The organism is Ruegeria sp. C6 (assembly GCF_056537625.1).
On the sequence record NZ_JBQFRW010000003.1, the window covers coordinates 45309 to 71406 of the forward strand.

A 26098-nucleotide genomic window follows, 5' to 3' on the forward strand; every position below is an offset into this window, starting at 1 on the left:
AACCGTATGGCGACCGCATCGCCCGCTTCTGATTTTGCTCCGGTGGCCTCTCAGGTCGCCGCCCCCGCCGCTATGCGCGATCCGCGGTTGGATTTCTATCGCGGCATCGCGATGTTCATCATCCTGATTGCCCATATTCCGAACGATCCGTGGGCCAAATGGATACCTGCCCGCTTTGGCTTTTCGGACGCAACCGAGATCTTCGTATTCTGTTCAGGCATGGCTTCGGCAATTGCTTTTGGGGGGGCGTTCATGCGCAAAGGCTGGTGGATGGGCACCGCACGCGTGAGCTTTCGCATCTGGCAGGTCTACTGGGCGCATATCTGCCTGTTCTTCTTTGTCGCGATGACAATGGCGGCCCTGAACCAGAGTGGGCTGTTCGAGAAAAACTATATCTCCTCTCTCAATCTACAGCATTTCTTCAACGATCCGGCGTCACAGATCGTCGGACTGTTCACCCTGACCTATGTGCCGAACTACTTCGATATTCTACCGATGTATCTGGTGGTACTGGCGATGATGCCCCTGTTTATGGGGCTATATCGTATCGGATTCTGGGCGGTCGCCATGGCCTCGGTCACGATTTGGCTCGTTGCACAATTCGACTACCTTGACCTGCCGGCCGAGCCCTGGTCAGAGCGCCAGTGGTTCTTCAACCCATTCGGGTGGCAATTGCTGTTCTTCACCGGCTTTGCGTTCATGCGAGGTTGGATTCCAGCGCCGCCGGTGTCGAAAACTCTGATCTGGGCGGCAGCATTGTTTTTGATCTTCTCGATGCCGTTCGGCTCGTGGAAGGTATTCACTTGGATCAATGCAGCAGCCCCTGATCTGGCTGATGAGATTCGCAAGGTCTGGCCAGTGACCAAAGAATTTCGCGACAAGACCGACTTTGGTCTATTCCGATATCTGCATTTTCTGTCGCTTGCCTATCTGGGTTGGGTTATCGCCGGTGAGCATGGCCGTCGCCTGATAGCGACCGGTCATGGGGCAGCCGCAAAAGTCTGGCAGTTCCTGCTGACCATCATCACCAAAGTGGGTCAGCAATCGCTCGCGGTGTTCGTATTTTCTATGGCAGCAGCACGACTTATCGGCGTCGGACTGGACCTGAGTGGGCGGGATGTTGCCAGTGTGTTCATCGCCAACATGATTGGCTTTGCCATGATCATCGGCGTGGCTTATCTGGCCGCCTGGTTCAAGTCACAACCTTGGAAATCAAAGAAATGAACTTTACACGTCGCGCTTTTCTCGCCTCATCAACCGCTCTGGCCTTCGCCCCAGCGGCATATGCCACAGGTGGAGAGACCCCGTTCAGCCGAGACGACGTCATCGCAATGGCCCGCGACCTGGCCAGCCGTGATTATGCCGAGCGTGAGATGGTTCCGCAGGAGTGGCAGGACCTGACGTATCAGCAATACCGTTCAATCCGGTTCCGGCTGGATCGCGCGCTGTGGTACGAGACCGAGACGCCCTTCAACGTCGATTTTTTCACGCCGGGCCTGTATTTTCCACGCACAGTGAAAGTATCGACCGTCGAGGACGGTATGACCAAGCCGGTCGCCTTTGATCTGGCCATGTTCGATAAGTCTGAAGACGTACCTGAGCTTCCCATTGACGACACGCTGGGCTTTTCAGGTCTACGCCTGCGTACTGAGATGCACCGCCCTGGCGAGACAGACGAGTTCTGCGTTTGGCAAGGGGCCAGCTATTTCCGCGCCATCGGTTTGCACGAAGTCTATGGCCTTTCGGCCAGAGGGCTCGCCTTGAAGACCGGCGATCCAGATGGCGAGGAATTCCCCGAATTCATTCGTTTCTGGTTGGAGCGTCCAGAACCGGATCAACGAAACATGGTCGTTCATGCGCTCATGGACAGCCCCAGCGTTACAGGGGCCTACCGCTTCCACGTTACCGCCGGTTCAGATTGCGTGATGGATATTGAAGCCACCCTGTTCCCACGTACCGAACTGCCCCATGTCGGCATCGCGCCCGGCACATCTATGTTCCTGTTCGATCAGACCAATCACAGCCGTTTCGATGATTTTCGCCCCGCAGTGCACGACAGTGACGGGTTGATGATCCGCAACGGCGCAGGAGAGGTTCTGTGGCGCCCGCTTGCGAACCCGACTCGCCTGCAGATCTCGTCTTTTGTCGACACAAACCCCCGCGGCTTTGGTCTGATGCAACGCAAGCGCAAGTTCTCGGACTATGCGGATCTTGAAGCCAATTATCACAAACGCCCAAGCTTGTGGGTCGAACCCAGCGAAGACTGGGGTAAAGGCACCGTCACGCTAGTTGAAATCCCGGCGGATCAGGAGATTTATGACAACATCGTCGCCTATTGGCGCCCGATGGAACCCTACGCCGCAGGCAGCCAGATTGATCTGTCCTATCGCCTGATCTGGGGCGAGGAACCTCAGCACACCCCTATGGCCCGCGTGATCAACACCGCGATGGGCGACAACACGTTCGGCGAGGGCCGTTTGGCTGTGATTGATTTCGAAGCCAGTGAGCTGCTTGACGATCCCGAGGCCATCACGGTGTTTGTCGACTCGCCCCATGCCGAAACTTCAGAAGGCGTTCTGCAGCGTAACCCAGACACGGGCGGGTTGCGGCTGGCGTTCTCATTCGAACCAGGCGAACGCAACCACGTGGAACTGCGCGCGCAGTTGCTGAAAGACAAACAACCAGCCTCTGAAGTCTGGCTTTACCGTTGGACCATATGAACCGCGATCTTCATATCATGCCGCCCGAGGCCCCTCTAGCGATGCCAGCGCAGAACTTTGCGCAGGGATTCCGCGATGCGCAGGTACCTGCCGGGGGTCGAAATCCCTCTGTCGGGTTTTGGCGCGCGCTGGTCTTCTCACCTGCCATGGCGGCGGCTTTGGGTCTGCTCTGGGTCATGTCCGACTGGTTCAGCGCCGAAGGGATTAATCTGGTCGAAGGTATCCTGCTGACGCTAATCTCGTTCAATTTCTTCTGGATTTCCTTCACGGTCTGCACCGTACTGCTGGGCATGGTCTCACTGTCCCGGCAAGAGCAGCCAAAGCGTGAAGGACGCTCGCAACCGTTGCGCGTGGCGCTTTTGACGCCTGTTTATAACGAGGTGCCGTGGAACGTGCTCGGCAACGCCCGCACGATGCTGGAAGACCTGCAGAAACGTGGTGGTCAGCACCACTATGCCATGTTCATTTTATCCGACACGCGCGACCCCGAGATCGCCGCGCAGGAACAGGCCAGTGTCGAGGCGCTAAGGACCACGCTGGCACCGGGGCTTGAACTCTATTATCGCCGCCGCCCCCAGAATACGGATCGCAAGGTCGGTAATATTGCCGATTGGGTAAGCCGCTGGGGCGCGGACTGGGATGCGATGTTGGTGCTGGATGCCGACAGCCTGATGACGGGTCGCGCGATCTCGCGCCTGACAGATGCGCTGGCGCGCGATCCCGGCGCAGGCCTGATCCAAAGCTATCCGCAGCTGATTGGCGCGCAATCGGTCTTTGCCCGGATGCAGCAGTTTGCCAACGGCGTCTATGGTATCGCCTTTGCCGAAGGCCTCGCGCGCTGGTGCGGGCAAGAAGGCAATTATTGGGGCCACAACGCCATCATTCGCACCTGTGCATTTGCTTCTAGCGCAGGTCTACCCAAGTTGCGGTCGCTAAACGGACAAGACAAGCTGATCATGAGCCACGATTTCGTCGAGGCCGGATTGCTGCGCCGCGCAGGATGGGCCGTGCGCTTTCTGCCGCGCATACGCGGATCATATGAGGAAACGCCCCCCACCCTCATTGACTACGCAATGCGCGATCGCCGCTGGTGTCAGGGCAACCTGCAGCACCTGAAACTGCTGGGTTCGACCGGCTTCCGCGCAGTCTCGCGGTTCCATATGTTCCACGGTGCGGTCGGATATCTGATGTCGCCGCTATGGTTCGCACTTTTGGTGATGTGGGCCTTGATCGGTCAGGGCAAGGACGCCTCGGTCCTGCATTACTTCAGCCCGGACAATCCGCTGTTCCCGCAATGGCCAGAAATGTCCGAAACACGCCATGTGCTGATCATTCTGGTGATGTATGCGATGCTATTGGCGCCCAAGGTTTTGGGCGTCGCTGCCCTGCCCCTCAGCGGTGTGCGCTATTCCGATTTCGGCGGAACGCGAAAATTCTTCACTTCATTTCTGTCCGAAGTCATTCTGTCGATCCTCTATGCCCCTATACTTATGGTGCAGCAGATGATTGCAGTGTTCCGCACCGCGTTGGGCATTCAAAAGGGCTGGTCCCCGCAAGCGCGCGATGGTGGCAGCTACGGGCTGCGCACGCTGATCCTGTGCCACAGCCTTGAGACTATCATCGGCGTCGCGCTTAGCGTTGGCATCCTCGCCGGTCTGGTCTCGGTCTGGCTGGCCCCGATTGCGATCAGCCTGGCACTGGCGATCCCACTGTCTGCGCTCAGCGGCGTATCGGCAGGCACCGCGCGCCGTATGGTTGGTATGCGCGAAGATGTCAGTGAGCCTGCAATTACACGCTCGGCCCGGCGCTATCGCGATGAGTTGAAGCGATTGATCGAAGGCAAAGGCGTGATCACACCGGCGGAATGATCACCCGCCGGGCAAGCCCTCGTACCAGTCCACCATCATATCAGCCCAGCCGTTTGGCACCGTATGGCCGCCCGGGAACAGAGCAAATTCCAAGGCGCTACCTTCGGCACATCCCATCCAGTTGCGACGCATAAACTGGCCCGTGGTAGAAAACCCGCTGGGCTTGGTATCGGCACACTCATTGGCGACCCGCCAGATTTCCAATCCGGCAAAGATATCGCCCTGGTGGAAACGGCCTCCGCCCAAAAGGCGGCCCTCCAGCGGCACCACATTGTCCGTCCAACCATGGGTGTGGAACATGCGCACCGGACCATCACAGCTTTCGGGATGTGGCCGCCAGAACCCGCCTGAAACCGGGACATAAGCAGAAAATGAATCCGGCGCAGCGCAGGCGAGGTAATAAACCATGAACGCGCCAGCCGAGAAGCCGCCCAGCACCACGCGATCCGGGTCGATATCAAACCGGTCGGCAGCGTCCTGCACTACTTCACGAAGAAACGCGGGTTCATCCCGACCTTCCCAACCGGGAAAGAAGTTCCAGCTTTTTCGGCCGTTTCTCTCGGACCCTTCCGGTGCCATCACTGCGTAGCCGCGCGCCAGCAGTGGCTCGACCATGGATCGGCTCTTGAGCGTACCGGTGGCGCTGCCGCCATAGCCGTGCAGGAACACAACCAGCGGAGGGTTCTCCGCTTTCGGCAGTTCGATGTGATATCCGCCTGATGCGGTTTCGCACATCCCCTCGGTATCGCCACAAGCCGCAAGGCCGGGTTGCCCGGCAAAAACAAAGCACGCGGCCAACCAGTGTCTGACACTCATCCCGTTTCCTCTTCATAAGCGTTGACAGGCAACCCAGCCCGCACCCAACCGGGCCCAGCCGCCGAACCCAGCATGCCCTCGGGCACGTCGATGATATTGGTAAATCCAGCCTCGGTCAGTCGATTGCTTAATCGGGCCGAGCGCACCCCGCGTGCACAGATCAGTGCGACAGGTGCAGATCGGTCCCCCCCGAGCAGATGGTCCAAGGCCTGCACGAAATCCTCACGGCGCATGTCGAGCGGGTGGGCCGCTTCGGCGACCCCGGTCGCCCGCCATTCGCGTGGAGTTCGGATATCGATAAGATGGATCGCGCCGTCGAGAGCCTGTTGATGGGCTGTGGCCGCCGCAATCTGACCACCAGCATAGGCCTGCGGGATCAGCCGGTATTCGCGGATTGCGAAACCCGCTGCAATGGCGGCCCCTCCGCCCAATAGGACCCATCTGCGGGTTCGGCGTTTCCCTTCCGCCATGCGGCACTCTCCTGCATTGTCAGATCGGTATTATCATATGGCAATTCGCGACGCTTTCAGGAAATCCAACCCTCAGATCAAGTTCGCGTCATAGTTACACAGGTGGATCACGTCCAATATGTGCGCTTTAGGACCTTTCGGAACCTTGCAATTTCCGGACAGTCAATAAATTATCCCTAGTAATTCAGTCATATTGACCGCACAGACCGGAGTATCGCACTTGTCCCTATTCCTTATCGCGGCCCTTCCCTTCCTCGGAGCTGTCTTTCCGGCCCTCCTGATCCGGGCAGGACGAAACGCAGCAGCATCAGCGGCTGGGTTGACTACCTTCCTCGCGTTGATGGGATTGCTGATCCACATTCCCAGCGTCATGCGCGGTGATGTTGTGACCGCGCGGTTCGACTGGATACCCGGGCTTGGACTAAACGCGAACTTCATGCTGGACGGCCTGGGTTTTTTGTTCGCCCTGCTGATCCTGGGCATCGGTCTTCTGATCATCCTCTACGCACGATTCTACTTGTCGCGCGAGGATCCGATGGGGCAGTTCTATACCTACCTGCTGCTGTTTCAGGGCGCGATGGTGGGAATTGTTCTGTCTGACAATATCCTGCTTCTGCTAATATTCTGGGAACTTACGTCGCTCAGTTCATTCTTGCTGATTGGTTATTGGAAGCACCTGCCCGAGGGTCGTCAAGGCGCGCGTATGGCTTTGGCCGTGACCGGTTCGGGCGGGCTGGCGATGATCGCAGGGATGCTTATCCTCGGCAATATCGTGGGATCTTATGACCTGAGTGTCATTCTGCAGAACAAAGAGCTGATCCAGTCCTCGCCGTACTACCTTCCTGCGCTGATCCTGATCTTGCTTGGCTGTTTCACCAAATCGGCGCAATTCCCGTTCCATTTCTGGCTGCCGCACGCGATGGCGGCTCCGACGCCAGTGTCGGCCTATCTGCACTCGGCCACAATGGTGAAGGCAGGCCTGTTCCTGATGGCCCGGATGTGGCCGGTTCTGGCGGGTACGGATGCGTGGTTCTACATCGTCGCCACTACCGGTTTGATCACCATGCTGCTGGGTGCCGTGATTGCGCTGTTCAAGGATGATCTAAAGGCGCTGTTGGCGTTTTCGACGGTGTCCCATCTGGGTCTCGTGACGATGCTACTGGGCTTTGGCACGACGATCGCCGCTGTTGCAGCCGTCTTCCACATCATCAACCACGCGACGTTCAAGGCGGCCTTGTTCATGACCGCCGGGATCGTGGACCACGAGACCGGCACACGCGATGTCAAACGGCTGGGTGGTTTGCGGCATCTGATGCCGATCACGTTTACTATCGGCACCATCGCTGCCCTGTCGATGGCCGGTCTGCCACCGCTGAATGGTTTCCTCTCGAAAGAGATGATGCTGGAAGAGACAGTCCACACGACTTGGCTTAACTCGCCTTACTTGGTACCCGGCTTGGCGCTTCTGGCTGCGCTATTTTCAGCGGCCTACTCCTTTCGCTTTGTCAGCCATGTCTTCCTTGGGCCCGAGCGGGACGATTACCCCGCGCATCCGCATGACCCGCCTGTCGGTCTTTGGTTGGCGCCGGCGTTCCTTGTGGTGCTGGTCGTCCTAATCGGCCTCTATTCTGCTGCCATCGTTGGCCCGCTTGTCGCGGTTGTCTCCAGCGCCGTGATCGGGGGCGAGAAGCTGCCTTATTACTCGCTGAAACTGTGGCACGGCTTTACACCTGCGCTTTACATGTCGGTGGTCGCGACGCTGGGAGGCCTGTTCCTGCTGTCGTTGCACAAACGCGGCGACCAGATATGGAACGCCCTGCCCCGGCCCGAGGCAAAGGCGATCTTCGAGGCAATCATCGACGCGCTGACCCGTCTCAGCCGCTGGATTACGGACGAGCTGCATAATGGTGTGCTCAGCCGATATGCGATCATCTTCGTGGCTTTTGTCGTTGGGCTTGGCTACTACGCCTACACCACCGGCACCATTGGCGTTGAAACACGCGTACCGCTTGAGGCTCAGGTCATCCCGATCATCGGCTGGATCTGTCTGGTGGGTGCGACGCTGGCGATCATGTGGTTCCACCGCAACCGCCTGCTGTCGCTGGTGTTGATCGGGGTGGTTGGCCTGATCGTTTCGATGGCATTCAACTACCTATCTGCCCCCGATCTGGCGCTGACACAGATTTCGGTCGAAGTGGTGACGATGATCCTGCTGTTGTTGTCGCTGAACTTTCTGCCGACCGATACACCCTGGGACAGCAGCGCGGCACGGCGTTGGCGTGATGCGGCAATTTCGGTGGTTGCCGGGATCGGCTCAGGCGCTTTGATCTATGCGCTGATGATGCGGGATTTTGCTTTCCCAACGATCTCGGAATTCCATCTGGCCAATTCGTACAAAGGTGGCGGTGGCACCAACGTCGTGAACGTGATCCTCGTAGACTTCCGGGGTTTTGATACCTTTGGCGAGATCATCGTGCTGGGCATCGCAGCCCTGATCATCTACGCCCTGACCGAAGCAGTGCTGAGCACCAATGTGCGCAGTTACCTGCTGAACCGTAAACCACATTGGCCGCAGTCGGGTGACTCTCACCCATTGATGATGGTGGTCGTCACCCGCGTGATGATGCCCATCGCATTAATGGTCGGGGCCTATATCTTCTTCCGAGGCCACAACCAGCCCGGCGGCGGCTTCATCGCAGGCCTCATCGTCGCGATCGCCTTCCTGATGCAATATATGGCCAGCGGCTATACCTGGGCGATTGAACGGCAGCGGTTCTACTATCACGGCACCATCGGTTGGGGCGTTCTGATCGCCGCTGCCACTGGTCTGGGTGCATGGTTCAATGAACGCCCGTTCCTGACCAGCGATTTCGGTTATATCCACTGGCCCCCGCTGGAAGAATTCGAATGGGCCACCGCGATTCTGTTCGATACCGGCGTCTTCCTTGCGGTACTGGGCGCTGTGATGCTGGCGCTCGACAGCCTGTCGCGCTTCGCGTGGCAGCCGGGAATGGCACAAGAATTCCCGATGGATATCAACCCGCTGCGGGATGGCCCTCAGGATGAAGATAACGAGAAGGAGCAGGCCTGATGGAAGCGCTCGTAGCCTCTGCAGTCGGCGTGATGACCGCCGCCGGGATATTTCTGATCCTGCGCCGTCGTACATTCCCAGTCATTCTGGGCCTGTCCCTGATCACCTATGCGGTGAACGTGTTTCTATTCGCCACCGGGCGGCTGGCGCTGAACGCACCTGCCGTTCTGAACAAATATGAAGATGTCCCCTATACCGACCCGCTACCGCAGGCGCTGGTGTTGACGGCCATCGTGATCTCATTCGGGATGACGGCGGTGATCGTGATGATCTCGCTGTCCGCCTATCTGTCCTCGAAGGATGACCATATCGATATGAGCGCAAGCGATAGCGTGGACGCACCGGGAGAAGACGCATGAACCATTGGATCGTCGCGCCGATCGTCCTGCCCGCGATCCTGGCCCCGTTTATCATTATGGTGTTGCGATATCATTTGGACCTTCAACGCATCTTCTCGGTCGCCGGCGTCGTGGGATTGCTGGGTATCGCCTTGACCATTACCGCCCAGGCATCGGGTGGCGAGGTTCAGGTCTATGAGCTCGGCAACTGGCCCGCACCGTTCGGCATCGTAATGGTGTTGGACAAACTTTCGGCCATGATGGTGTTGTTGACGGCCCTGCTGGCCCTGCCGGTTGTCCTTTATGCCATCGGCTCTGGCTGGGATGAGAGAGGCAAACACTTCCATGCTCTACTCCATTTTCAGCTAATGGGTGTCTGCGGTGCTTTTCTCACCGGCGACGCCTTCAACCTCTTTGTGTTTTTCGAGGTCCTGCTGATTGCCTCTTACGGCCTCATGACGCATGCAGGTGGCGCAGTGCGGTTGAAGGCCGGGGTTCAGTACGTCGCCTATAACCTGCTCGGCTCGACCTTGTTCCTGTTTGCATTGGGTACGATTTATGCTGTGACCGGCACGCTCAACATGGCTGATCTGGCCGTTCGCGTGGCCGATATCCCACCCGAAGACACCGCCTTGCTGCGGGTTGGAGCAGTCTTGCTATTACTGGTTTTCTGTATCAAGGCCGCAGTGTTGCCACTGCATTTCTGGCTTCCTGCAAGCTACGCAAATGCGCCGCTGCCCGTTGCGGCGCTGTTCGCGATCATGACCAAAGTCGGTGCTTATTCGATCCTGCGGGTCTATACGCTGGTCTTTGGGCCCGATGTAGCCGCAACCGAAGGGCTAGTCGGTAGTTGGCTACAACCTGCAGCGCTGCTGACATTGGCCGTTGGCGCCATTGGCATTCTGGGCTCGCAACATATCGCGCGAATGGTGGCCTTTTGCGCCATCGCATCGATGGGCACATTGCTGATTGCGATCTCGTTGTTTAGCGAGGCCGCGACGGCGGCAGCGCTCTACTATATCTTCCATTCGACTCTGGCGACGGCCCTGCTGTTCCTTGTCGCGGACATGGTAATGGAGCGCCGTGGCGGAGCCATAGCCCCTTCGACGCCGATGCCGCAATCCGGTCTGATCTCAGCCCTGTTCTTTGTCGGCGCCATCGCGATGGCTGGCATGCCGCCACTATCGGGCTTTGTGGGCAAGCTGCTGGTACTGGACGCCTCACGTGGCGCGCCCGATGCAAATGCGGTCTGGGCCGTGATCTTGATCGGGTCGTTCGTCACAATCGTGGGTCTGGCCCGCGCGGGAACGCTGATCTTCTGGAAAAGTCACGACGCCCAACATAATGTGACGCCTGAGCCAACCGAAGAAGCCGGCCTACCAACCGCGCCCGAGCCCTATCCGGGCCTCGCCTTTACTTCGGTGTTCGGGGCGGTTCTGGGACTTGTGCTGCTGACGCTATTTGCAGGTCCGGCGTTGCAATATGCCAGCAACACGGCCGTGCAACTGTTCGCGCCGGAAGATTACATTTCGGCCGTGCTGGGAGGGGAAGAATGATGAAGCTTCTGCACCGTATATTTCCGCATCCCCATCTGACCGCGCTACTTACACTGGTATGGGTGTTTCTGGCAAACACCGGGTCTTTGAACTCGGTGGTCTTTGGCCTGCTATTGGGAATCATCATTCCGTTTATCACTCAGCCCTATTGGCCGGATCGCCCGAAACTGCGCAATTGGCCGATGGTGGCGGAATACATGTTGGTAGTCTTATGGGATATCGTGATGGCCAATATCGCGGTGGCCCGGATCATCCTGTTCAAGCGCGATGCAGACCGCCAGCCAAGCTTTGTCAGCGTCCCGCTGGAACTGCGCACGCCCGAGGCCATCACAGTTCTGGCCGGAACCATCACCATGACCCCTGGCACCGTCAGTTGCGATTTGTCCGCACAAGGGCACTACCTGCTGGTTCATTGTCTGGATGCACCGAACCCCGAAGAGGTGCGCGACCAGATCAAACAACGCTATGAGCGCCGCCTGAAGGAGATTTTCGAATGATCACCTATGCGATCTACTTTGCTTTTGCCTGCTTCGGCGCTGCGATCATGATGTGCTTGTGGCGTATCATTACAGCCGACGGTGTCAGTACCCGTGTTCTGGCCCTAGATACAATGGTGATCAACACCATCGCTCTGCTTATCCTTTACGGCTTGAGTATCGAGACCGAAATCTTCTTTGAATCCGCCATGATCATCGCCATGCTCGGCTTTGTCTCAACCGTGGCTTATGCGCGCTTTATGCTGCGTGGCAATATCATCGAATGAGCGTGGCATGACCTTTATCTTCGAACTGCTCATCGCATTCTTCCTGATCGTATCGGGCATTTTCGGCTTTGTCGGATCATTCGGCATGATCAAGCTGAAAGACCCCATGTCCCGCCTGCACGCACCCACCAAGGCAACTACGCTGGGCGTGGGCGGCGTCCTACTGGCCTCGATCGCGCATTCGGTTTTGCTTGAGGGCAAACTGTCGATGCACGAGTTGTTGATCACGCTCTTTCTGTTCCTGACGGCCCCGATCACGGCCCTTTTCATTGCCAAATGGCACATTCATCGCCATGAAAAGCCCAGCGATCTGCCAGACGCAGGCGAGGATGAGCTTTGGGCCACCCACGCGGTCGAACAGGTCGAGGACGTCCCGGACCACAGTACGAACTGAGACCCATGCACACACCTCTGCTGCCCCTAACCCGCGATCTGGTTCTGATAGGCGGAGGACACACGCACGCGCTGCTGCTGCGCAAATGGGGCATGAAACCGCTGTCCGGCGCGCGGGTTACGTTGATAAACCCCGGTCCCACCGCACCCTATTCGGGCATGTTGCCAGGATTTGTCGCTGGTCACTATCAGCGGTGGGAGCTTGATATTGATTTGGTGCGTCTGGCCCGCTTTGCCGGTGCGCGGGTGATACTGGGCGCAGTTGAAGGTATTGACCCGGACACACGCCAAATCCATGTGCCCGGACGCCCGCCGGTGGCGTTTGACGTGGCCTCGGTCAATGTCGGGATCACCTCGGATATGCCAGCATTGCCGGGATTCGCCGAGCATGCCGTTCCGGCCAAGCCGCTCGGCCTCTTCGCCGCGCAATGGCAAAGCTATCTTTCAGGGACGGGCCGCGCCTCGGTCGCGGTGATCGGTGGTGGCGTTGCGGGAGTAGAGCTAGTCATGGCGATGGCCCATGCACTGCGTTCCAAAGGACGTGAAGCGCAGGTTACGTTGATCGACAGTGCAACAGCCCTTACAGCGACTGTCCCGAAGGCATCCGCTACCATCCGGCAGGCGATGGCGCACCTGGGGATCGAAGTTCTGGAAAACGCATCAATCCAGAAGATTTCTGCGGGCGAAATCGAGCTAACGGACGGTCGCCAGATACCGGCCGATTTCATCACCGGTGCTGCAGGCGCGCGGCCCTATGAGTGGATATCCAATACCGGCCTCGCGCTGCATGACGGTTTCATCAAAGTGAACGCGTCCCTGCAATCCAGCGATCCGGCGATTTTCGCCGCGGGAGATTGCGCCCATCTGTCCGAGAACCCGCGCCCCAAGGCAGGGGTCTACGCAGTGCGCGAGGCACCAATATTGTATGACAATTTGCGCGCCGCGCTAGGGTCTGGGAATATGCGGCGTTACGTGCCGCAGAAGGATTACCTGAAACTCATCTCTCTGGGTGGAAAATCCGCACTGGCCGAGCGATTGGGAACATCATTCAGCGGGCCGCTCATGTGGCAATGGAAAAACCATATCGATCAGAAGTTCATGTACCGGTTCCGTGAACTGCCCCAAATGCCCACCACCGCATTGCCCCGTCATCACGCAGCAGGGCTGCAAGAGGCGTTGGGAGAAAAACCAATGTGCGGCGGGTGTGGTGCAAAGGTGGGTCGAGGCGCTTTGCAGGCCGCATTGCAGGAGTTGCCGCAGCTCGACAGGCCCGACATTACACCCCTGCCCGGTGACGATGCGGCGGTGCTGCTAACCGGTGGTACGCGACAGGTTATGACATCGGATCACTTACGCAGCTTCACCAACGATCCCGCCTTGATGACGCGTATCGCCGCTGTCCACGCGCTTGGTGATATCTGGGCAATGGGCGCTCGTCCGCAGGCTGCGACAGCAACGATCATCCTGCCGCGCATGTCAGCTGAGTTGCAGCAGCGCACAATGGCTGAGATCATGCATATTGCCAGCGACGTCATGCACCAAGCCGGGGCTGAGATCGTCGGCGGCCATAGCTCAATGGGTGACGAAATGACCATCGGGTTCACTCTGACCGGGCTCTGTGATGCTGAACCGATCACGCTGGGTGGCGCAAAACCTAATGACGCTTTGATCCTGACAAAGCCGTTGGGCAGCGGTGTTTTGATGGCGGCCGAAATGGCGGGCAAGGCGGAAGGCGCCTGGGTCGCGGCAGCTTTCGCGCAAATGATACAGCCGCAGGGTGAGGCGTCCCGCATCCTGAAAAATGCCCATGCGATGACGGATGTCACCGGTTTTGGTCTGGCGGGTCACCTGCAAGGGGTATGCGAAGCGTCTGGCTGCGGGGCAACCCTGTCTTTGGACGCGATTCCAGCTCTGGAAGGTGCGGCAGAGCTCAGTGATCAGGGCATTCGATCTACAATCTACACCGACAACCGTGCCATCGCCCCAGGCCTTCCGACCGGCGGCAAGGCGGATTTGTTATTCGATCCTCAGACTGCGGGAGGTCTCTTGGCGGCCGTCGATGCCAACGAAGCCGAGCAAGTGTGCTCGGAACTACGCGCCGCCGGTTACCCTGCCGCCCTGATTGGTCACATCGACGCGACATCGGGCCTACGTGTTCAAAGCTGATCCAGAACATTCTTAATCCGAGCCACCGTCGCCGACAGCCCGGTATCATCAAGTGACGGTGGCTCAATCTGCGCGATCACTTCGGCACGCTGCGCCTTACGCGATTTGGCATAGGCCGGGTCGTAATGCTGTTCCATCAATGCCTGTGTCAGTCCACGCTTGTCGCCGGCATTGATCAATTCCAGCCAACCATCCACAACCTCATGACCGCGATGAATGCGCAGTGGAGACAATCGATCACGTAGCCGTTCGCTATCCGACAGAATGTCATCGTAGGCAGACACCAGATACGCGGCGCGCGCAGCAATCGGTGCTGTGATCTGGATGCGAGGTGCAGCACACAAGGCCGACCACAGGCTGGGCGGGAGGATCAGGTTTCCGATCTTGGATGATTCTGCTTCAACAACCACCGGACGCGCTGCATCCAGCTCGCCCAAGGAAGCGGCGAGCGCGGATTCAAAGGCTTTCTGACTGGGTTGCCCGCCCGGCATTTCGCCCAGCAATGAACCTCGGTGATTGGCCAGCCCTTCAAGGTCCAGCACTTGCGCGCCTTGCGCCTTTAGATGGCCCAACAGGTCTGTCTTGGCCGTCCCGGTATAACCATCCAGCGCGACCAATCGATATGGCAACACTTCATCATAGAGGAACTGCTTTACCAGTCGGCGATAGCTGCGATAGCCGCCTTCAACCACCTCGGCGCGCCAGCCGATTTGTTGCAACATCCAGGTAAATGATCCTGATCGCTGCCCGCCACGCCAGCAATAGACCAGCGGTTTCCAGTCGCCCTCATGATGGCTCAGGTGATCCTCGATATGGCCTGCCGCGTTGCGAAACACCAGCGCAGCACCCAGCTTGCGGGCCAGAAACGGGCTTTGCTGGACGTAGATAGTACCGACCCGTGCCCGTTCTTCATTGTTCAGAACCGGCAGATTGATAGCGCCCTGCATATGGTCTTCGGCGAACTCAGCCGGGCTACGCACGTCGATAACCGTATCAAACGTGTGGTTGTAGAATTGCTGCAGGCTGGAGACTTTCAAAACCATATCAACGGTCTATCCCGCATGGTGCCGGAAGAAAACCCAAGCCGCTGTTGAAGGTACCAGACCATAATACGGAACAGCCATTGCAAACCATCTTCGCTTGGGTAATGAACCATCGATACTGGTTTCTTATTGGCATGGGACGTGCGCACATATGGCACAGCAGACCGCAAATTCCCTCAAGAGCAAAGCATTGGCCGATCTGGAGACAGGGAAGTTGCCGCAGGCCTTGAAAAAAGCGCAGCTTGGCATCAAGAAACACCCCAAGGATGCCGATTACCAAGCAATCGCAGGCTTTGTCCTGACCGAGATGAAGCGGTACAAGCAGTCCATTCCACACTTCGCTGAAGCATCGCGAATGAAACCGGACGATGCTCAATTTGTCGAAAACCTCGCCAACGCGTTAATGCAGACAGGTCAAATTCCGCGTGCGCTGTCTTATGCCGAGCAGAAACTTGAACGCTTCCCGAATAACAAAGAACTGGTCCGCGTCATTGATGAAATTCAGCTCAAGGGACAGAATTGGCGCCTGATCATCGACCATACGACGAACAAACTGGAAAAAGACCCTAACAATGCAGATTTGCTTTGGTTGCGGGCCCGCGCCTACGGAGAGGTCGGATTCTCCGATCACAGCTCTCAGGACATTGCCCGCGCTTATGGGATCGCACCTGAAAATGAAAAAATCGCATTGTCAAAAGCCGTAGACTTGTATCAATCGGGCGACAAAGAGGGCTCAAAAACCATTTTGCGCGCTGTACTTGAGAGAAACAAGTTTTGCGCGGCGGCGCTCTACCAAATGTCTCTAATGGTGGACAATGACCATGCCGAGAGCCTTGCGCGTGCTGTCGACACCGCAATTTCAGAAAGTGATCACGCCAACTCGGTGCTTGAATTCGCAAAGGCGCACTTGATCTCCAAACTTGATGGGCTGTTCTCGGCGCTCCCCCACTTTGCGCGGGCCAATGCCATTCAACACAACGTGAATCCGTATGACAGCACGCAAGAAGAGAAACGGTTCAAAGAAATCAGCACGTTTTTTCCCCTGAATGTACCTCCTGCGACTGCAGGCGTAAGCGATGGGCCCAAGCCGATATTCGTAGTCGGACAGCCACGATCAGGCACAACACTGATGGAAATGATGCTTAGTTCGGCACCGGATATCGCCGGCTGCGGAGAGCTGACGATTGCAGGTGAATTATCCCAGAAGGTCAGAGAGAGCGGCAAACCATTTGACGCAGACGCAGCTGCTGAATGTGCAGCAGAGTTTCGCAGGCTGATGCCACCCTTACCTGAAAGTTCGACTGCATTCGTTGACAAGATGCCACATAACTATCAGCGGCTCGGCTTCATAATGTCAGCGTTCCCGAATGCCCGCGTGATCAACATGTTGCGCGATCCAAGGGATGTGGGGCTATCAAAATGGATCAGGCGTTTTCACTCACCGGGTATGCGCTATGCATCCAATCTTGAATCGATTGCCCACTCAGCCAACCTGTACCGGTGCTATCTTTCTCATTGGGAAAAGCTGTTCGGTGATCGTATTCTAACGGTTCGATATGAGGACCTGGTAGTCGACCCCAAAACCTGTATCCAGCAAGTCGCCGCCTTCTGCGGTATCGACTGGGATGAGCGGATGATGACCCCTGAGAAAAATACTAGGAAAGTCCGCACCGCCAGCACCGATCAGGTGCGCAAGAAAATCTCAACCGGGTCAATTGGTGGCTGGCAAGAGGTTGCGGATCAAATTCAGCCGATGTTGCATGGGCTGGATCAGGCGTTGTGGCCCGAATACAGGTTCGATTGACCAAAAAAAGGCCGCCCCGAGAGACGGCCTTTATTTGCTTCTCCGGTCACATCACTTCTGTTGGATGCGCCCGTCCAGATAAGGCTGATACGGGGCGTTCTCGGCCAGATACTCCGCCGTAACATCCGCCAGATCAGGCCCGAAATCATAGGCGTTTTTGTCATCACCAGAGAACACAGAATAACCATCGCCGCCATTGCGGACATAGTTGTTTGTCACCACCAGATATGTCGCAGCTGGATCAATAGCTTCGAAACCGCCATCCTTGGCGACCATGACCTCAACAATCCGGCCTTCATTCGGGGCAACCGATGGATCCCAGGTAAATGTCATTCCTGCCACCTGAGGGAAGCGGCCTTTGACCTCTTCAACTTGGCTCACCCCGTTTTCAAGAGCATCAATCACGCCCTGACCGCTGATCTCGAAGGTCGAGAGCGTGTTCTGGAACGGCAGTACTGTCAGCACCTCACCCATGGTCACCTCACCCGGATCGATCGAGGCGCGCAGCCCACCCGAGTTCGCAATCGCAATCTGGGCGCCCTGATCGGCAACCCGCGCCAACATGGCATCCGCAACAAGATTGCCCATTTCACATTCCTGCACGCGACAAACGGAACGGTCGCCTTCAATCGAAGCTGACGCTTCCGCGACAACCTTGTTGCGAATTTCATCCAGCGGAACGGCCAGCTCGGCGATGCGGTCCAGCGCGGCCTGATCCTCGGTCACCGCATTGTCCATGATCAGCGGCTCACCCTCTGCGGATACAACATTTCCGTCATCATCGAATGTCACATTCAATTCACCCAGAAACTTGCCATAGGCATAGGCCTGAACGATCTGCACCCCGTTTACGACGGTAGGGTACGGTCCGGCGGCCTTGTCGGATGTGTTCGAAAGATATGTGTTCGAATGCCCACCCACGATCACGTCAACGCCCGTGGTCTCCTGCGCCACGCGCTGATCGACGCCATAGCCTGAGTGGCTGAGAACGATGATCTTGTTCACACCTTCGCCGGTCAGCTTGTCGACCTCAGCCTGAACGGCAGGAACTGGATCAGAGAAGGTGATGTTTGGACCGGGTGACGCGATATCGTGCGTGTCTTCCGGCGTCAGTCCGATCAGACCGATCTTTTCGCCGCCCACTTCGATCACAGCCGATTTCTTGATCTTGTCGGTCAGCAGTTCCTCATCCGCATAATCGGCGTTGGACATCAGCACCGGGAAATCGACCGAGTCGATGAAGCCGCGCAGCACCTCAGGGCCATCGTCGAATTCATGGTTGCCCACAGTCATGGCGTCATAGCCCAGCTTGTTCATGAACTCAGCCGCAACCTTACCCTTGTAGTAGGTATAGAACAGCGAGCCCTGGAACTGGTCGCCCCCATCAACGAGGATCGAGTTATCGGCCCGTCCGCGGGCCTCTTCGACTGCCGTCACAAGGCGCGCCGATCCACCAAAGCACTTGCCTTCGGCATTGTCTTCGTCGCCACAGGCGCTGTCGTACTTGTTGATCGGTTCAAAGCGCGAGTGGAAATCGTTTGTATGCAGAATCGTAAGCTTGTATTCGGCAGCCGCCATACCGGCGCTGAGTGCCAATACCGCAGCCGAAGCCAGAAAACGGGTGAACATCGTGAAACTCCCTATGATTGTTTTGCGCGATGGTGCGCGTTGCGTGGCGAAGAGTCAAAGGGGGAAATCCGGCTTGATTCTACCCGTCGTGCGGGGCATCAGGACTTCATGCTGATTTACAAGATCTTCCGCGCCGATGAATGGGCAAACCTGCAAGCACAAGGGGCTTCGGATGGTGCACCGATTGATGTTTCGGATGGATATGTTCATTTCTCAACCGCAGAACAGGCCGCTGAAACCGCTGCCAAGCATTTTGCTGGGGTCGAGGGCCTAACCCTCTTGGCCTGTGATAGCCAAGCAATGGGCGATGATCTGAAATGGGAGGTTTCGCGTGGTGGCGCATTGTTCCCCCATCTCTACCGCCAGATTCAAATGTCGGATGTGGTCTGGTCACGCGATCTGCCCTTTGACGGTCGGGCGCACCAGTTCCCGCAGGAGATGGAATGACACGCTTCATCGATCCCGAACGCGAACAGTTCGAGGCGTTTAAGGCCCTCGATCGAGACCATCCTATCGAGATGCTCAATCTGGTGAAGTTTCGCGAAACAGCTCAGTATCCGTCCGATCACGCACTGGCCGGCGCACATCTGACCGGCGCACAGGCCTATGGCAAATACGGGTCTGAAACCGCGCCTATCGTCGCCCGCATAGGAGCGTCGATCCTTTGGCGCGGCGCATTTCAGACTATGCTGATCGGTCCACAAAATGAGGCTTGGGATGCTGTGTTCATCGCCCGCTACCCCACCGCCCACGCATTTCTTGAGATGGTGACCGACCCTGCCTATCGCGCCGCGGTGATACACCGGCAGGCCGCCGTTGAAACCTCGCGCCTGATACGTTGCGCGCCGACAGAGGGTGGAGATTCCTTCGGATGAAATTGACCGAAAAACTTGGGCTCGCTGCGCTGCACCGTCTTGACCCGGAAACCGCGCATGGGCTTTCGATCAAGGCCCTGACCTCGGGGCTTGCACCGACGCCTGGGCCGGTCACATCGGACCGGCTGAAGACCCGAGTCGCGGGTCTGGATTTGCCCAACCCCGTCGGACTGGCCGCAGGGTTTGACAAAAATGGCGAAGCACTGTTGCCGCTTTCACGCGCCGGGTTCGGGTTTATCGAAGTCGGGGCGGTGACACCCCGTCCGCAGCCCGGCAATCCTAAACCGCGCTTGTTCCGCCTGACCGAAGATCGCGCCGCCATCAACCGCTTTGGCTTCAACAACGAGGGAATGGAGGTCATGGCCGCGCGTCTGGCGCAGCGTCCAAAGGACGCGGTGATCGGTTTGAACCTTGGGGCCAACAAAGACAGTGATGATCGGCCCGGAGACTTCGCAAAAGTGCTTGCCCATTGCGCTGCGCATTTGGACTTTGCCACCGTCAACGTGTCCTCGCCCAATACCGAAAAGCTGCGAGATTTGCAGGGCAAAGCGGCGCTAACTGCGTTGCTGAGCGGTGTGATCGAAACCCGAAACGCCCTGCCCCGCCCGATCCCGATCTTCCTGAAGATCGCCCCGGATCTAACTGAGCACGAATTGCAGGATATCGCCGCTGTCGCCCGTGAAACCGGCGTGGACGCGGTGATCGCCACCAACACCACGCTGTCGCGCGATGGCCTGCGCAGTGCGCACAAGGATCAGGCCGGAGGCCTGTCCGGCGCGCCGTTATTCGAGAAATCGACGCGGGTGCTGGCGCAGCTCAGCCAGTTGACGGGCGCAGATATCCCGCTGATCGGGGTCGGCGGCATCAGTACGGCAGAACAGGCCTATGCCAAGATCTGCGCCGGAGCGTCCGCAGTGCAGTTCTACACGGCGATGGTCTATGGCGGGATTTCCCTGGCCGCTGACATCGCACAGGGGTTGGACACGCTGCTGGAGAGGGACGGCTTCGATTCGGTCGCGCAAGCGGTGGGCAGCAAACGAGAGGACTGGCTATGATCAAATACTGGCACAATCCGCGCTGTTCCAAGTCCCGCGCGGGGTTGGCGTTGCTGCAGGAAAACGGCGCAGATCCTGAGGTGCGCAAATACCTCGAAGACGCGCCCTCGGCCGATGAAATCCGGACGGTTCTGGCCAAGCTGAATATCCCGGCGATCAGCATGATGCGCACCGGAGAGAAAACGTTCAAAGAGCTTGGTCTGGCCAAGACCTCGCCCGATGAGGAGCTTGTTCAGGCCATGGCCGAACACCCGATCCTGATCGAACGTCCGCTGGCCATCGCGGGCGACAAAGCCGCTATCGGACGCCCGCCCGAGAACCTGCTGGACTTGCTTTAGGCGATCTGTGCCTCAAGTCGCGGATAGCGCCAACCAAGCGTAAGGCCCCGTGCGATGTTCAACGCCATCAGCGCGGCCCAAAGACCATGATTGCCCATCGTCGGCACCAGCACGAACAACGCAACCACGTACAGCGCGACCGACTGGATCATCGCATTACGCATATCGCGGGTCCAGGTGGCCCCGATATAGATGCCGTCGAACATCCAGCTTGCCACTCCGATGACCGGTGCCAGAGCGGCCCAGATCAGATATTCGCGTGCCGTCGCCCGAACATCAGGCGATGTCGACATCAGATCGATCAGCGCGGGCCCTGCCAGATAAAACACCAGCCCAAGCCCGATGGCCCCGCCAACGCCCCATTGCGAAGCCATGACCGACGCGCGCCGGACCTTCCGGCGGTCGCGAGCACCGACGGCTCCTCCGACAAGAGCTTCAGCCGAGAAAGCAAATCCGTCCAAAGCGAACGCTGTGATTTCGAGAAACTGCAACAGCACCTGATTGGCCGCCAAATTCACGTCGCCCAGATCGGAACCGACAAACAAAAACGTGGTGAAAGCCCCGGTCAATAGAACCGAGCGCACCATGATATCGCCATTCACCTGCATCATCCGGCGCAGCCGTGCGGCATCAAAAATACGCGGCCAATCCCGCCATTGCTTGCCGCCAAACGCATCACCACAAAGCCACAAACCCAGGGCAAGACCCGTCCACTCGGCAATCAGTGTCGCGATGGCAACGCCCTCGACACCCCAGCCCAGGCCAAGCACAAACCATAGATCCAGCGCTATATTCAGCCCATTCATCCATATCTGCAGGATGAATACACCTCGCGTGCGTTCGACTGCGATCAGCCAGCCTGTCACCGCATAAAGGGCAATCGTGGCTGGAGCGCCCCAGATGCGAATCTCCAGATAGGCGCGCGTCAGAGACTCGACTTCGGCGCTGGCGGGCGACAGTGCAAAAGCTCCAAGGAATACCCAAACCTGCGCGGCAATGAAGACCAATCCTGCTGTTCCGCCCAGCAGCAAGCCTCGCATGAGCAACGCTCCGGTTTCTGCAGTGTCACCTGCACCGCGCGCCTGTGCCGCCAGCCCGGTGGTGCCCATCCGCAGAAAGCCGAATATCCAGTAGATCGCCGACAGGATCACCGAACCCATACCCACAGCCCCGATGGGGGCGGCCTGCCCCATCTGACCGACAACGCCGGTATCCACTGCCCCGAGGATCGGTACGGTCGCGTTCGACAGCACGATCGGCAACGCGATTTTCAGGACGCGCCTATGGGTAATGGGCGCTGAGGCGTCCTCCATCTTTAGTCTTTCGATGTCGGAGATTGCGGCATCAGGAAGTGCCCCGTACCTTGCGCAAAGAGTTTGGCGTGATTGTCTTGCCAGGCTTCGACCCGGACAGAGGCATAACGTCGACCCGAGCGGTTGATGAAAGCGCGCGCATAGGCGTCTCGCGGCAGGCCCGACCGCAGGTAGTCGACCGTGAAGTCGATGGTTTTGGGAAAGCGGATATTCACGTCAGTCAAGATGTCTTCCGCACCGATCTCACCGCTTTCAATCCTGGGAAACATATGTTCCCAACTCAGCGTGATTACGGCAGTGACTTCCAGAAACGCCGCTGTCACCCCACCGTGGATAGCGGGCAGAAAAGGATTACCGATCAACTTCTCATCGAAATTCAGAACGCCTGTCAGTTCGTCCCCCCGCCGGTCGAATGTTATATTGAGGAACTGTACATACGGCACACCTTCGACCAGCGCGGTCAGAGCGGCATCACGGCGTTGCTTGACCACCTGCATGGGTTCGGGGCGAGGTCTTGCCATTTCAGCGACCCTCCACGGTGAAGGCACCTGAAGCGGTGGCAACGGGACGGTCGCTGTCATCATCCGTCGCCGTCGCCCGCACAAAAGCCACGTTGCGCGTGATGTGATAGCAGGTCGCGCGGGTCCGGATACTTTGACCCGGCGTTGCGGCCCGCATGTAATCAATACGCAGATCGATGGTGGCGGTTCCTCCCGGGGCCGAGGGGTGGCTCATCACTGCGGCACCGCAACAGGTATCCAGCATGGCCGACACAGCCCCGCCATGGATCACGCCAGTCCGAGGGTCGCCGATCAGTTGCTCGTTATAGGGCATCGAGATTTCAGCCTCACCCTCTCCGATGTGGGTCAGATCAAGCCCCAAGGCCTTGGCGTGCGGAATCGCCTCGATGAACTGGCGCGCTAAAACTGTCTTATCGACCATGGGGTTGGGTCCTGTCCTTGTACCTGCCCCTTTATGGGCCTGCGTTTACACCAAGGGCAAGCCCACCTGTTGCGCTTGCCGCAACGACGCCCTAGGTTGCTGCCAAGGAGACCCGGAATGTCCGACACCCGTTTGTCATTCAAAGAAATGTGCGCCGAGTTCGACGTGACCCCACGCACCCTGCGCTATTACGAATACATCGAATTGCTGCAGCCTGATCGTGAAGGCAGATCGCGGTTTTACGGGCCTCGTGAATGCGCCCGGATGAAACTGATCATGCGTGGTCGAAAGTTTGGATTTCCATTGGAAGAGATTCGCCAGTGGCTGCTGATCTACGAAGATCAGGGCAATCAGGCGCAGATGGCGACCTTTATCGAGATGGCCGATCGTCAAATGGAAGAGCTGCGCCAGCAGCGCGCGCAGTTGGATGAAGCAATGGATGCGCTTCAGCAATTGCGCGATCAGACCGTCGGCCTGCTGAAATAGCCCCTTCCCCTACGGCAAGAAAATTGCCGAAACCCCTGCTTACGCGACTGGATGTTACGTCAACTATTTTGTGACGCAGCGTCCGCATTACGTAAACGTCACTTGTGTGTTGTAAAACGCTCATCGACTGCGCAACTCAGATTGCATGACGCCAGTGATGAGAGTTTGAACCATGACCGAAGATCTGCTGACCATCCGCGAAATGTGCGAGACCTATGATGTCACGCCCCGCACATTGCGGTTCTACGAGGCCAAAGAGCTTTTGTTTCCGATCCGCGAGGGCCAAAAGCGCTTGTTCACCAAACGGGATCGTGCACGCCTGAAACTGATCCTGCGCGGCAAGCGCTTTGGCTTCAGCCTCGAAGAGATCCGCCAGCTTCTGGACCTGTACCACGTGGGTGACCAGCAGCTGACCCAGATGTCCCGCACTTATGAAATCGCGTGCGAACGCCTTGCTGACATGGAATCGCGCCGCGAAGAGCTGACGCAGGCCATTGACGAACTGAAAGAGCAGTTGCGCTGGGGCGAAAAGGTTATCGCCTCGATGAAACAGGAAAAGAAGGCCGCCGAATAAGCCCGGCCTTTCGGACATATGAATTAAGGGAGCTTCACATGCCCGTCTATAACGCGCCAACCAAAGATACGCAGTTCATCCTGCACGATGTTCTGAAAGTCTCGCAGTCGGATATCCCCGGCTATGATGAACTGGAGGCCGAGTTTACCGGCGCGGTTCTGGAAGAAGCGGGCAAAGTTGCCACCAATGTGTTGCACCCGCTGAACGTGGTTGGGGACATCGAAGGGTGCCGGTTGGAAAACGGGATTGTGTACACCCCAACAGGTTTCAAAGATGCCTTCGAGCAGATGAAAGAAGGCGGCTGGACTGGCCTCGACATGCCGGAAGAGTATGGCGGCCAGAACATGCCTTATGTGATGGGTACTGCGGTAGGCGAAATGTTCTCGGGCGCGAACCAGGCGTTTGTGATGTATCAGGGCCTGACCCACGGCGCAGCCTCGGCAATCCTCGCGCATGGTTCGGATGAGCAAAAGAACACGTACCTGCCCAACATGGTCAGCTGCGAATGGACCGGCACCATGAACCTGACCGAACCGCATTGCGGTACCGATCTGGGCCTGATGCGCACCAAGGCTGAACCGCAGGGCGACGGCAGCTACAAAATCTCGGGCCAGAAGATCTTCATCTCGGCTGGTGATCACGACATGGCCGACAACATCATCCACCTGGTGCTGGCGAAAATCCCAGGTGGCCCCAACGGCATCAAGGGCGTATCGCTGTTCATCGTGCCCAAGTTCATCGTGAACGAAGACGGCACCCCGGGTGAGCGTAACGGTGTTTCGGTCGGCAAGATCGAGGAAAAGATGGGCATCCACGGCAATTCGACCTGCGTCATGAACTATGACGAGGCCACCGGCTGGCTGCTGGGCGACGAACACAAAGGCATGCGCGCCATGTTCACGATGATGAACGAAGCGCGTCTGGGTGTGGGCATGCAAGGACTGTCTCAGGCCGAGGCAGCGTATCAAAACGCCGTCGAATACGCCAAAGACCGCCTGCAGGGCCGCGACGTAACAGGTGTGAAGAATCCGGACGGCCCCGCCGATCCGCTGATCGTACACCCCGACATTCGCCGCAACCTGATGGATCAGAAAAGCTTCACCGAGGGCGCACGCGCATTCATCCTGTGGGGCGCAACCATGATCGACAAGGCGCACCGCTCGGGTGACAAGGATGCGGACGGGCTGATCTCGCTGCTGACACCGGTCATCAAGGGCTTCCTGACGGATGAAGGCTACGACATGACCGTTCAGGCGCAGCAGGTCTATGGCGGCCATGGCTACATCGAAGAATGGGGCATGTCGCAATACACCCGCGACGCCCGCATCGCGATGATCTACGAAGGGGCAAACGGCGTTCAGGCGTTGGATCTTGTTGGCCGGAAGCTGGCGCAGGATGGCGGCAAGCATGTCATGGCGTTCTTTGAGATGGTTAAAACCTTCTGCAAGGAAAATGCCGGCAAGGATGAAGCTTATGACAAAGCGTTCATCGAACCGCTGAAGGCCGCGTCCAAGGACCTGCAAGCCGCTGGCATGTATTTCATGCAGGAAGGCATGAAGAACCCTAACAACGCGCTGTCCGGTTCGTATGACTTCATGCACATGTTTGGTCATGTTTGCCTGGGCCTGATGTGGGCTCAGATGGCGAAAGCCGCTCGCGAAGCGCTGGATGGTGGCGCCTCGGACAAAGAGTTCTACGAGACCAAGATCAATACCGGTCGCTTCTACATGGCCCGTCGCCTGCCCGCGACAGCCATGCATTTGGCGCGCATCCAAACCGGAGCGGACACGGTAATGGCGCTGGACGCAGCGAACTTCTGATCTCAGTGTGGGCTTGGGCGTCGTAGCCCGAACCCACC

The 26098-nt window shown here is 57.9% G+C and carries 25 protein-coding genes; 18 read left to right on the plus strand and 7 right to left on the minus strand.

The window, feature by feature from the left end:
• Positions 1 to 6 precede the first annotated feature (6 nt).
• From ACR0MJ_RS11760 to mdoH, 3 genes are read left to right on the plus strand one after another with little or no spacing between them, the layout of a single operon-like run.
• Positions 7 to 1224, plus strand: a complete 1218-nt coding sequence (locus ACR0MJ_RS11760; protein WP_170512206.1) for an OpgC domain-containing protein — start codon at positions 7 to 9, stop codon at positions 1222 to 1224.
• On the plus strand, positions 1221 to 2720 hold the full coding sequence (locus ACR0MJ_RS11765; protein WP_170401267.1) for a glucan biosynthesis protein G: 1500 nt from the start codon (positions 1221 to 1223) through the stop codon (positions 2718 to 2720). The genes ACR0MJ_RS11760 and ACR0MJ_RS11765 overlap by 4 nt, the downstream gene beginning before the upstream one ends.
• Complete coding sequence (gene mdoH, locus ACR0MJ_RS11770) at positions 2717 to 4588, plus strand: glucans biosynthesis glucosyltransferase MdoH (protein WP_480761089.1); 1872 nt, start codon at positions 2717 to 2719, stop codon at positions 4586 to 4588. The genes ACR0MJ_RS11765 and mdoH overlap by 4 nt, the downstream gene beginning before the upstream one ends.
• Here mdoH and ACR0MJ_RS11775 read toward each other — a convergent pair whose 3' ends face one another.
• Both ACR0MJ_RS11775 and ACR0MJ_RS11780 read right to left on the minus strand, forming a co-directional pair.
• Positions 4589 to 5404 carry a PHB depolymerase family esterase gene (locus ACR0MJ_RS11775; protein ID WP_170801849.1) on the minus strand — a complete coding sequence of 272 codons (816 nt, stop codon included), beginning with the start codon at positions 5402 to 5404 and terminating at the stop codon, positions 4589 to 4591. It lies immediately after the preceding gene.
• Positions 5401 to 5874 carry a rhodanese-like domain-containing protein gene (locus ACR0MJ_RS11780; protein ID WP_170662067.1) on the minus strand — a complete coding sequence of 158 codons (474 nt, stop codon included), beginning with the start codon at positions 5872 to 5874 and terminating at the stop codon, positions 5401 to 5403. Before ACR0MJ_RS11780 ends, ACR0MJ_RS11775 begins: the two co-directional genes overlap by 4 nt.
• A 220-nt stretch (positions 5875 to 6094) precedes the next feature.
• Here ACR0MJ_RS11780 and ACR0MJ_RS11785 point away from each other — a divergent pair, with 220 nt between their 5' ends.
• The 7 genes from ACR0MJ_RS11785 to selD are packed head-to-tail and all read left to right on the plus strand — an operon-like array spanning position 6095 to position 14181.
• Positions 6095 to 8965, plus strand: a complete 2871-nt coding sequence (locus ACR0MJ_RS11785) for a monovalent cation/H+ antiporter subunit A (protein ID WP_480761091.1) — start codon at positions 6095 to 6097, stop codon at positions 8963 to 8965.
• A complete protein-coding gene (locus tag ACR0MJ_RS11790; protein ID WP_170391885.1) occupies positions 8965 to 9324 on the plus strand; it encodes a Na+/H+ antiporter subunit C in 360 nt (119 codons plus the stop codon). Before ACR0MJ_RS11785 ends, ACR0MJ_RS11790 begins: the two co-directional genes overlap by 1 nt.
• Positions 9321 to 10859 (plus strand): monovalent cation/H+ antiporter subunit D, encoded by a 1539-nt coding sequence (locus ACR0MJ_RS11795; protein WP_480761092.1) that lies wholly within the window; start codon positions 9321 to 9323, stop codon positions 10857 to 10859. The genes ACR0MJ_RS11790 and ACR0MJ_RS11795 overlap by 4 nt, the downstream gene beginning before the upstream one ends.
• The gene (locus tag ACR0MJ_RS11800; protein WP_170392908.1) at positions 10859 to 11356 is read left to right on the plus strand and encodes a Na+/H+ antiporter subunit E; all 498 of its coding nucleotides are present in this window, start codon (positions 10859 to 10861) and stop codon (positions 11354 to 11356) included. Before ACR0MJ_RS11795 ends, ACR0MJ_RS11800 begins: the two co-directional genes overlap by 1 nt.
• On the plus strand, positions 11353 to 11622 hold the full coding sequence (locus tag ACR0MJ_RS11805) for a K+/H+ antiporter subunit F (protein WP_170563653.1): 270 nt from the start codon (positions 11353 to 11355) through the stop codon (positions 11620 to 11622). Before ACR0MJ_RS11800 ends, ACR0MJ_RS11805 begins: the two co-directional genes overlap by 4 nt.
• A gap of 7 nt (positions 11623 to 11629) precedes the next feature.
• Positions 11630 to 12016 (plus strand): Na+/H+ antiporter subunit G, encoded by a 387-nt coding sequence (locus tag ACR0MJ_RS11810; protein WP_170401276.1) that lies wholly within the window; start codon positions 11630 to 11632, stop codon positions 12014 to 12016.
• A 5-nt stretch (positions 12017 to 12021) separates the two neighbouring features.
• Positions 12022 to 14181 (plus strand): selenide, water dikinase SelD, encoded by a 2160-nt coding sequence (selD, locus tag ACR0MJ_RS11815; protein WP_480761093.1) that lies wholly within the window; start codon positions 12022 to 12024, stop codon positions 14179 to 14181.
• On the opposite strand, the gene mnmH is transcribed toward selD, so the two are convergent.
• Positions 14172 to 15224, minus strand: coding sequence for a tRNA 2-selenouridine(34) synthase MnmH (gene mnmH, locus ACR0MJ_RS11820; protein ID WP_480586548.1), 1053 nt, complete (start codon positions 15222 to 15224; stop codon positions 14172 to 14174). The genes selD and mnmH overlap by 10 nt on opposite strands.
• A 151-nt stretch (positions 15225 to 15375) precedes the next feature.
• Here mnmH and ACR0MJ_RS11825 point away from each other — a divergent pair, with 151 nt between their 5' ends.
• Complete coding sequence (locus tag ACR0MJ_RS11825; protein ID WP_480761095.1) at positions 15376 to 17028, plus strand: tetratricopeptide repeat-containing sulfotransferase family protein; 1653 nt, start codon at positions 15376 to 15378, stop codon at positions 17026 to 17028.
• 51 nt (positions 17029 to 17079) lie between these two features.
• On the opposite strand, the gene ACR0MJ_RS11830 is transcribed toward ACR0MJ_RS11825, so the two are convergent.
• Positions 17080 to 18657 (minus strand): bifunctional metallophosphatase/5'-nucleotidase, encoded by a 1578-nt coding sequence (locus tag ACR0MJ_RS11830; RefSeq protein ID WP_480586554.1) that lies wholly within the window; start codon positions 18655 to 18657, stop codon positions 17080 to 17082.
• Between the two features lie 108 nt (positions 18658 to 18765).
• Between ACR0MJ_RS11830 and ACR0MJ_RS11835 the strand changes: the two genes are divergently transcribed.
• From ACR0MJ_RS11835 to arsC, 4 genes are read left to right on the plus strand one after another with little or no spacing between them, the layout of a single operon-like run.
• Entirely contained in the window at positions 18766 to 19104 is a 339-nt protein-coding gene (locus ACR0MJ_RS11835) for a DUF952 domain-containing protein (protein ID WP_480761098.1), read from the plus strand.
• A complete protein-coding gene (locus ACR0MJ_RS11840; RefSeq protein WP_170420906.1) occupies positions 19101 to 19532 on the plus strand; it encodes a DUF1330 domain-containing protein in 432 nt (143 codons plus the stop codon). The genes ACR0MJ_RS11835 and ACR0MJ_RS11840 overlap by 4 nt, the downstream gene beginning before the upstream one ends.
• Positions 19529 to 20587 carry a quinone-dependent dihydroorotate dehydrogenase gene (locus tag ACR0MJ_RS11845; protein ID WP_480761099.1) on the plus strand — a complete coding sequence of 353 codons (1059 nt, stop codon included), beginning with the start codon at positions 19529 to 19531 and terminating at the stop codon, positions 20585 to 20587. The genes ACR0MJ_RS11840 and ACR0MJ_RS11845 overlap by 4 nt, the downstream gene beginning before the upstream one ends.
• Positions 20584 to 20925 carry an arsenate reductase (glutaredoxin) gene (gene arsC, locus ACR0MJ_RS11850; RefSeq protein ID WP_170662049.1) on the plus strand — a complete coding sequence of 114 codons (342 nt, stop codon included), beginning with the start codon at positions 20584 to 20586 and terminating at the stop codon, positions 20923 to 20925. The genes ACR0MJ_RS11845 and arsC overlap by 4 nt, the downstream gene beginning before the upstream one ends.
• On the opposite strand, the gene ACR0MJ_RS11855 is transcribed toward arsC, so the two are convergent.
• The 3 genes from ACR0MJ_RS11855 to ACR0MJ_RS11865 are packed head-to-tail and all read right to left on the minus strand — an operon-like array spanning position 20922 to position 23180.
• The gene (locus ACR0MJ_RS11855) at positions 20922 to 22238 is read right to left on the minus strand and encodes an MATE family efflux transporter (RefSeq protein WP_480761100.1); all 1317 of its coding nucleotides are present in this window, start codon (positions 22236 to 22238) and stop codon (positions 20922 to 20924) included. The two genes, arsC and ACR0MJ_RS11855, sit on opposite strands and share 4 nt — an antisense overlap.
• Before the next feature lie 2 nt (positions 22239 to 22240).
• Positions 22241 to 22759, minus strand: a complete 519-nt coding sequence (locus ACR0MJ_RS11860) for a PaaI family thioesterase (protein WP_170401296.1) — start codon at positions 22757 to 22759, stop codon at positions 22241 to 22243.
• Position 22760: 1 nt separating this feature from the next.
• Positions 22761 to 23180, minus strand: coding sequence for a PaaI family thioesterase (locus tag ACR0MJ_RS11865; protein ID WP_010438901.1), 420 nt, complete (start codon positions 23178 to 23180; stop codon positions 22761 to 22763).
• A gap of 117 nt (positions 23181 to 23297) precedes the next feature.
• Between ACR0MJ_RS11865 and ACR0MJ_RS11870 the strand changes: the two genes are divergently transcribed.
• The 3 genes from ACR0MJ_RS11870 to ACR0MJ_RS11880 all read left to right on the plus strand — a co-directional run bounded on the left by ACR0MJ_RS11870 (position 23298) and on the right by ACR0MJ_RS11880 (position 26060).
• A complete protein-coding gene (locus ACR0MJ_RS11870) occupies positions 23298 to 23666 on the plus strand; it encodes a MerR family transcriptional regulator (RefSeq protein ID WP_170391912.1) in 369 nt (122 codons plus the stop codon).
• 172 nt (positions 23667 to 23838) lie between these two features.
• Positions 23839 to 24240 (plus strand): MerR family transcriptional regulator, encoded by a 402-nt coding sequence (locus ACR0MJ_RS11875; protein WP_039536426.1) that lies wholly within the window; start codon positions 23839 to 23841, stop codon positions 24238 to 24240.
• 38 nt (positions 24241 to 24278) lie between these two features.
• Positions 24279 to 26060: an acyl-CoA dehydrogenase C-terminal domain-containing protein gene (locus ACR0MJ_RS11880; protein ID WP_480761102.1), complete on the plus strand. Its 1782-nt coding sequence runs from the start codon at positions 24279 to 24281 to the stop codon at positions 26058 to 26060.
• Positions 26061 to 26098 lie beyond the last annotated feature (38 nt).

Coding starts and splice junctions, on each gene's coding strand:
- ACR0MJ_RS11760 (WP_170512206.1), top strand. CDS start 7: ATGGCGACCGCATCGCCCGCTTCTGATTTTGCTCCGGTGGCCTCTCAG.
- ACR0MJ_RS11765 (WP_170401267.1), top strand. CDS start 1,221: ATGAACTTTACACGTCGCGCTTTTCTCGCCTCATCAACCGCTCTGGCC.
- mdoH (WP_480761089.1), top strand. CDS start 2,717: ATGAACCGCGATCTTCATATCATGCCGCCCGAGGCCCCTCTAGCGATG.
- ACR0MJ_RS11775 (WP_170801849.1), bottom strand. CDS start 5,404: ATGAGTGTCAGACACTGGTTGGCCGCGTGCTTTGTTTTTGCCGGGCAA.
- ACR0MJ_RS11780 (WP_170662067.1), bottom strand. CDS start 5,874: ATGGCGGAAGGGAAACGCCGAACCCGCAGATGGGTCCTATTGGGCGGA.
- ACR0MJ_RS11790 (WP_170391885.1), top strand. CDS start 8,965: ATGGAAGCGCTCGTAGCCTCTGCAGTCGGCGTGATGACCGCCGCCGGG.
- ACR0MJ_RS11795 (WP_480761092.1), top strand. CDS start 9,321: ATGAACCATTGGATCGTCGCGCCGATCGTCCTGCCCGCGATCCTGGCC.
- ACR0MJ_RS11800 (WP_170392908.1), top strand. CDS start 10,859: ATGAAGCTTCTGCACCGTATATTTCCGCATCCCCATCTGACCGCGCTA.
- ACR0MJ_RS11805 (WP_170563653.1), top strand. CDS start 11,353: ATGATCACCTATGCGATCTACTTTGCTTTTGCCTGCTTCGGCGCTGCG.
- ACR0MJ_RS11810 (WP_170401276.1), top strand. CDS start 11,630: ATGACCTTTATCTTCGAACTGCTCATCGCATTCTTCCTGATCGTATCG.
- selD (WP_480761093.1), top strand. CDS start 12,022: ATGCACACACCTCTGCTGCCCCTAACCCGCGATCTGGTTCTGATAGGC.
- mnmH (WP_480586548.1), bottom strand. CDS start 15,224: ATGGTTTTGAAAGTCTCCAGCCTGCAGCAATTCTACAACCACACGTTT.
- ACR0MJ_RS11825 (WP_480761095.1), top strand. CDS start 15,376: ATGGCACAGCAGACCGCAAATTCCCTCAAGAGCAAAGCATTGGCCGAT.
- ACR0MJ_RS11830 (WP_480586554.1), bottom strand. CDS start 18,657: ATGTTCACCCGTTTTCTGGCTTCGGCTGCGGTATTGGCACTCAGCGCC.
- ACR0MJ_RS11835 (WP_480761098.1), top strand. CDS start 18,766: ATGCTGATTTACAAGATCTTCCGCGCCGATGAATGGGCAAACCTGCAA.
- ACR0MJ_RS11840 (WP_170420906.1), top strand. CDS start 19,101: ATGACACGCTTCATCGATCCCGAACGCGAACAGTTCGAGGCGTTTAAG.
- ACR0MJ_RS11845 (WP_480761099.1), top strand. CDS start 19,529: ATGAAATTGACCGAAAAACTTGGGCTCGCTGCGCTGCACCGTCTTGAC.
- arsC (WP_170662049.1), top strand. CDS start 20,584: ATGATCAAATACTGGCACAATCCGCGCTGTTCCAAGTCCCGCGCGGGG.
- ACR0MJ_RS11855 (WP_480761100.1), bottom strand. CDS start 22,238: ATGGAGGACGCCTCAGCGCCCATTACCCATAGGCGCGTCCTGAAAATC.
- ACR0MJ_RS11860 (WP_170401296.1), bottom strand. CDS start 22,759: ATGGCAAGACCTCGCCCCGAACCCATGCAGGTGGTCAAGCAACGCCGT.
- ACR0MJ_RS11865 (WP_010438901.1), bottom strand. CDS start 23,180: ATGGTCGATAAGACAGTTTTAGCGCGCCAGTTCATCGAGGCGATTCCG.
- ACR0MJ_RS11870 (WP_170391912.1), top strand. CDS start 23,298: ATGTCCGACACCCGTTTGTCATTCAAAGAAATGTGCGCCGAGTTCGAC.
- ACR0MJ_RS11875 (WP_039536426.1), top strand. CDS start 23,839: ATGACCGAAGATCTGCTGACCATCCGCGAAATGTGCGAGACCTATGAT.
- ACR0MJ_RS11880 (WP_480761102.1), top strand. CDS start 24,279: ATGCCCGTCTATAACGCGCCAACCAAAGATACGCAGTTCATCCTGCAC.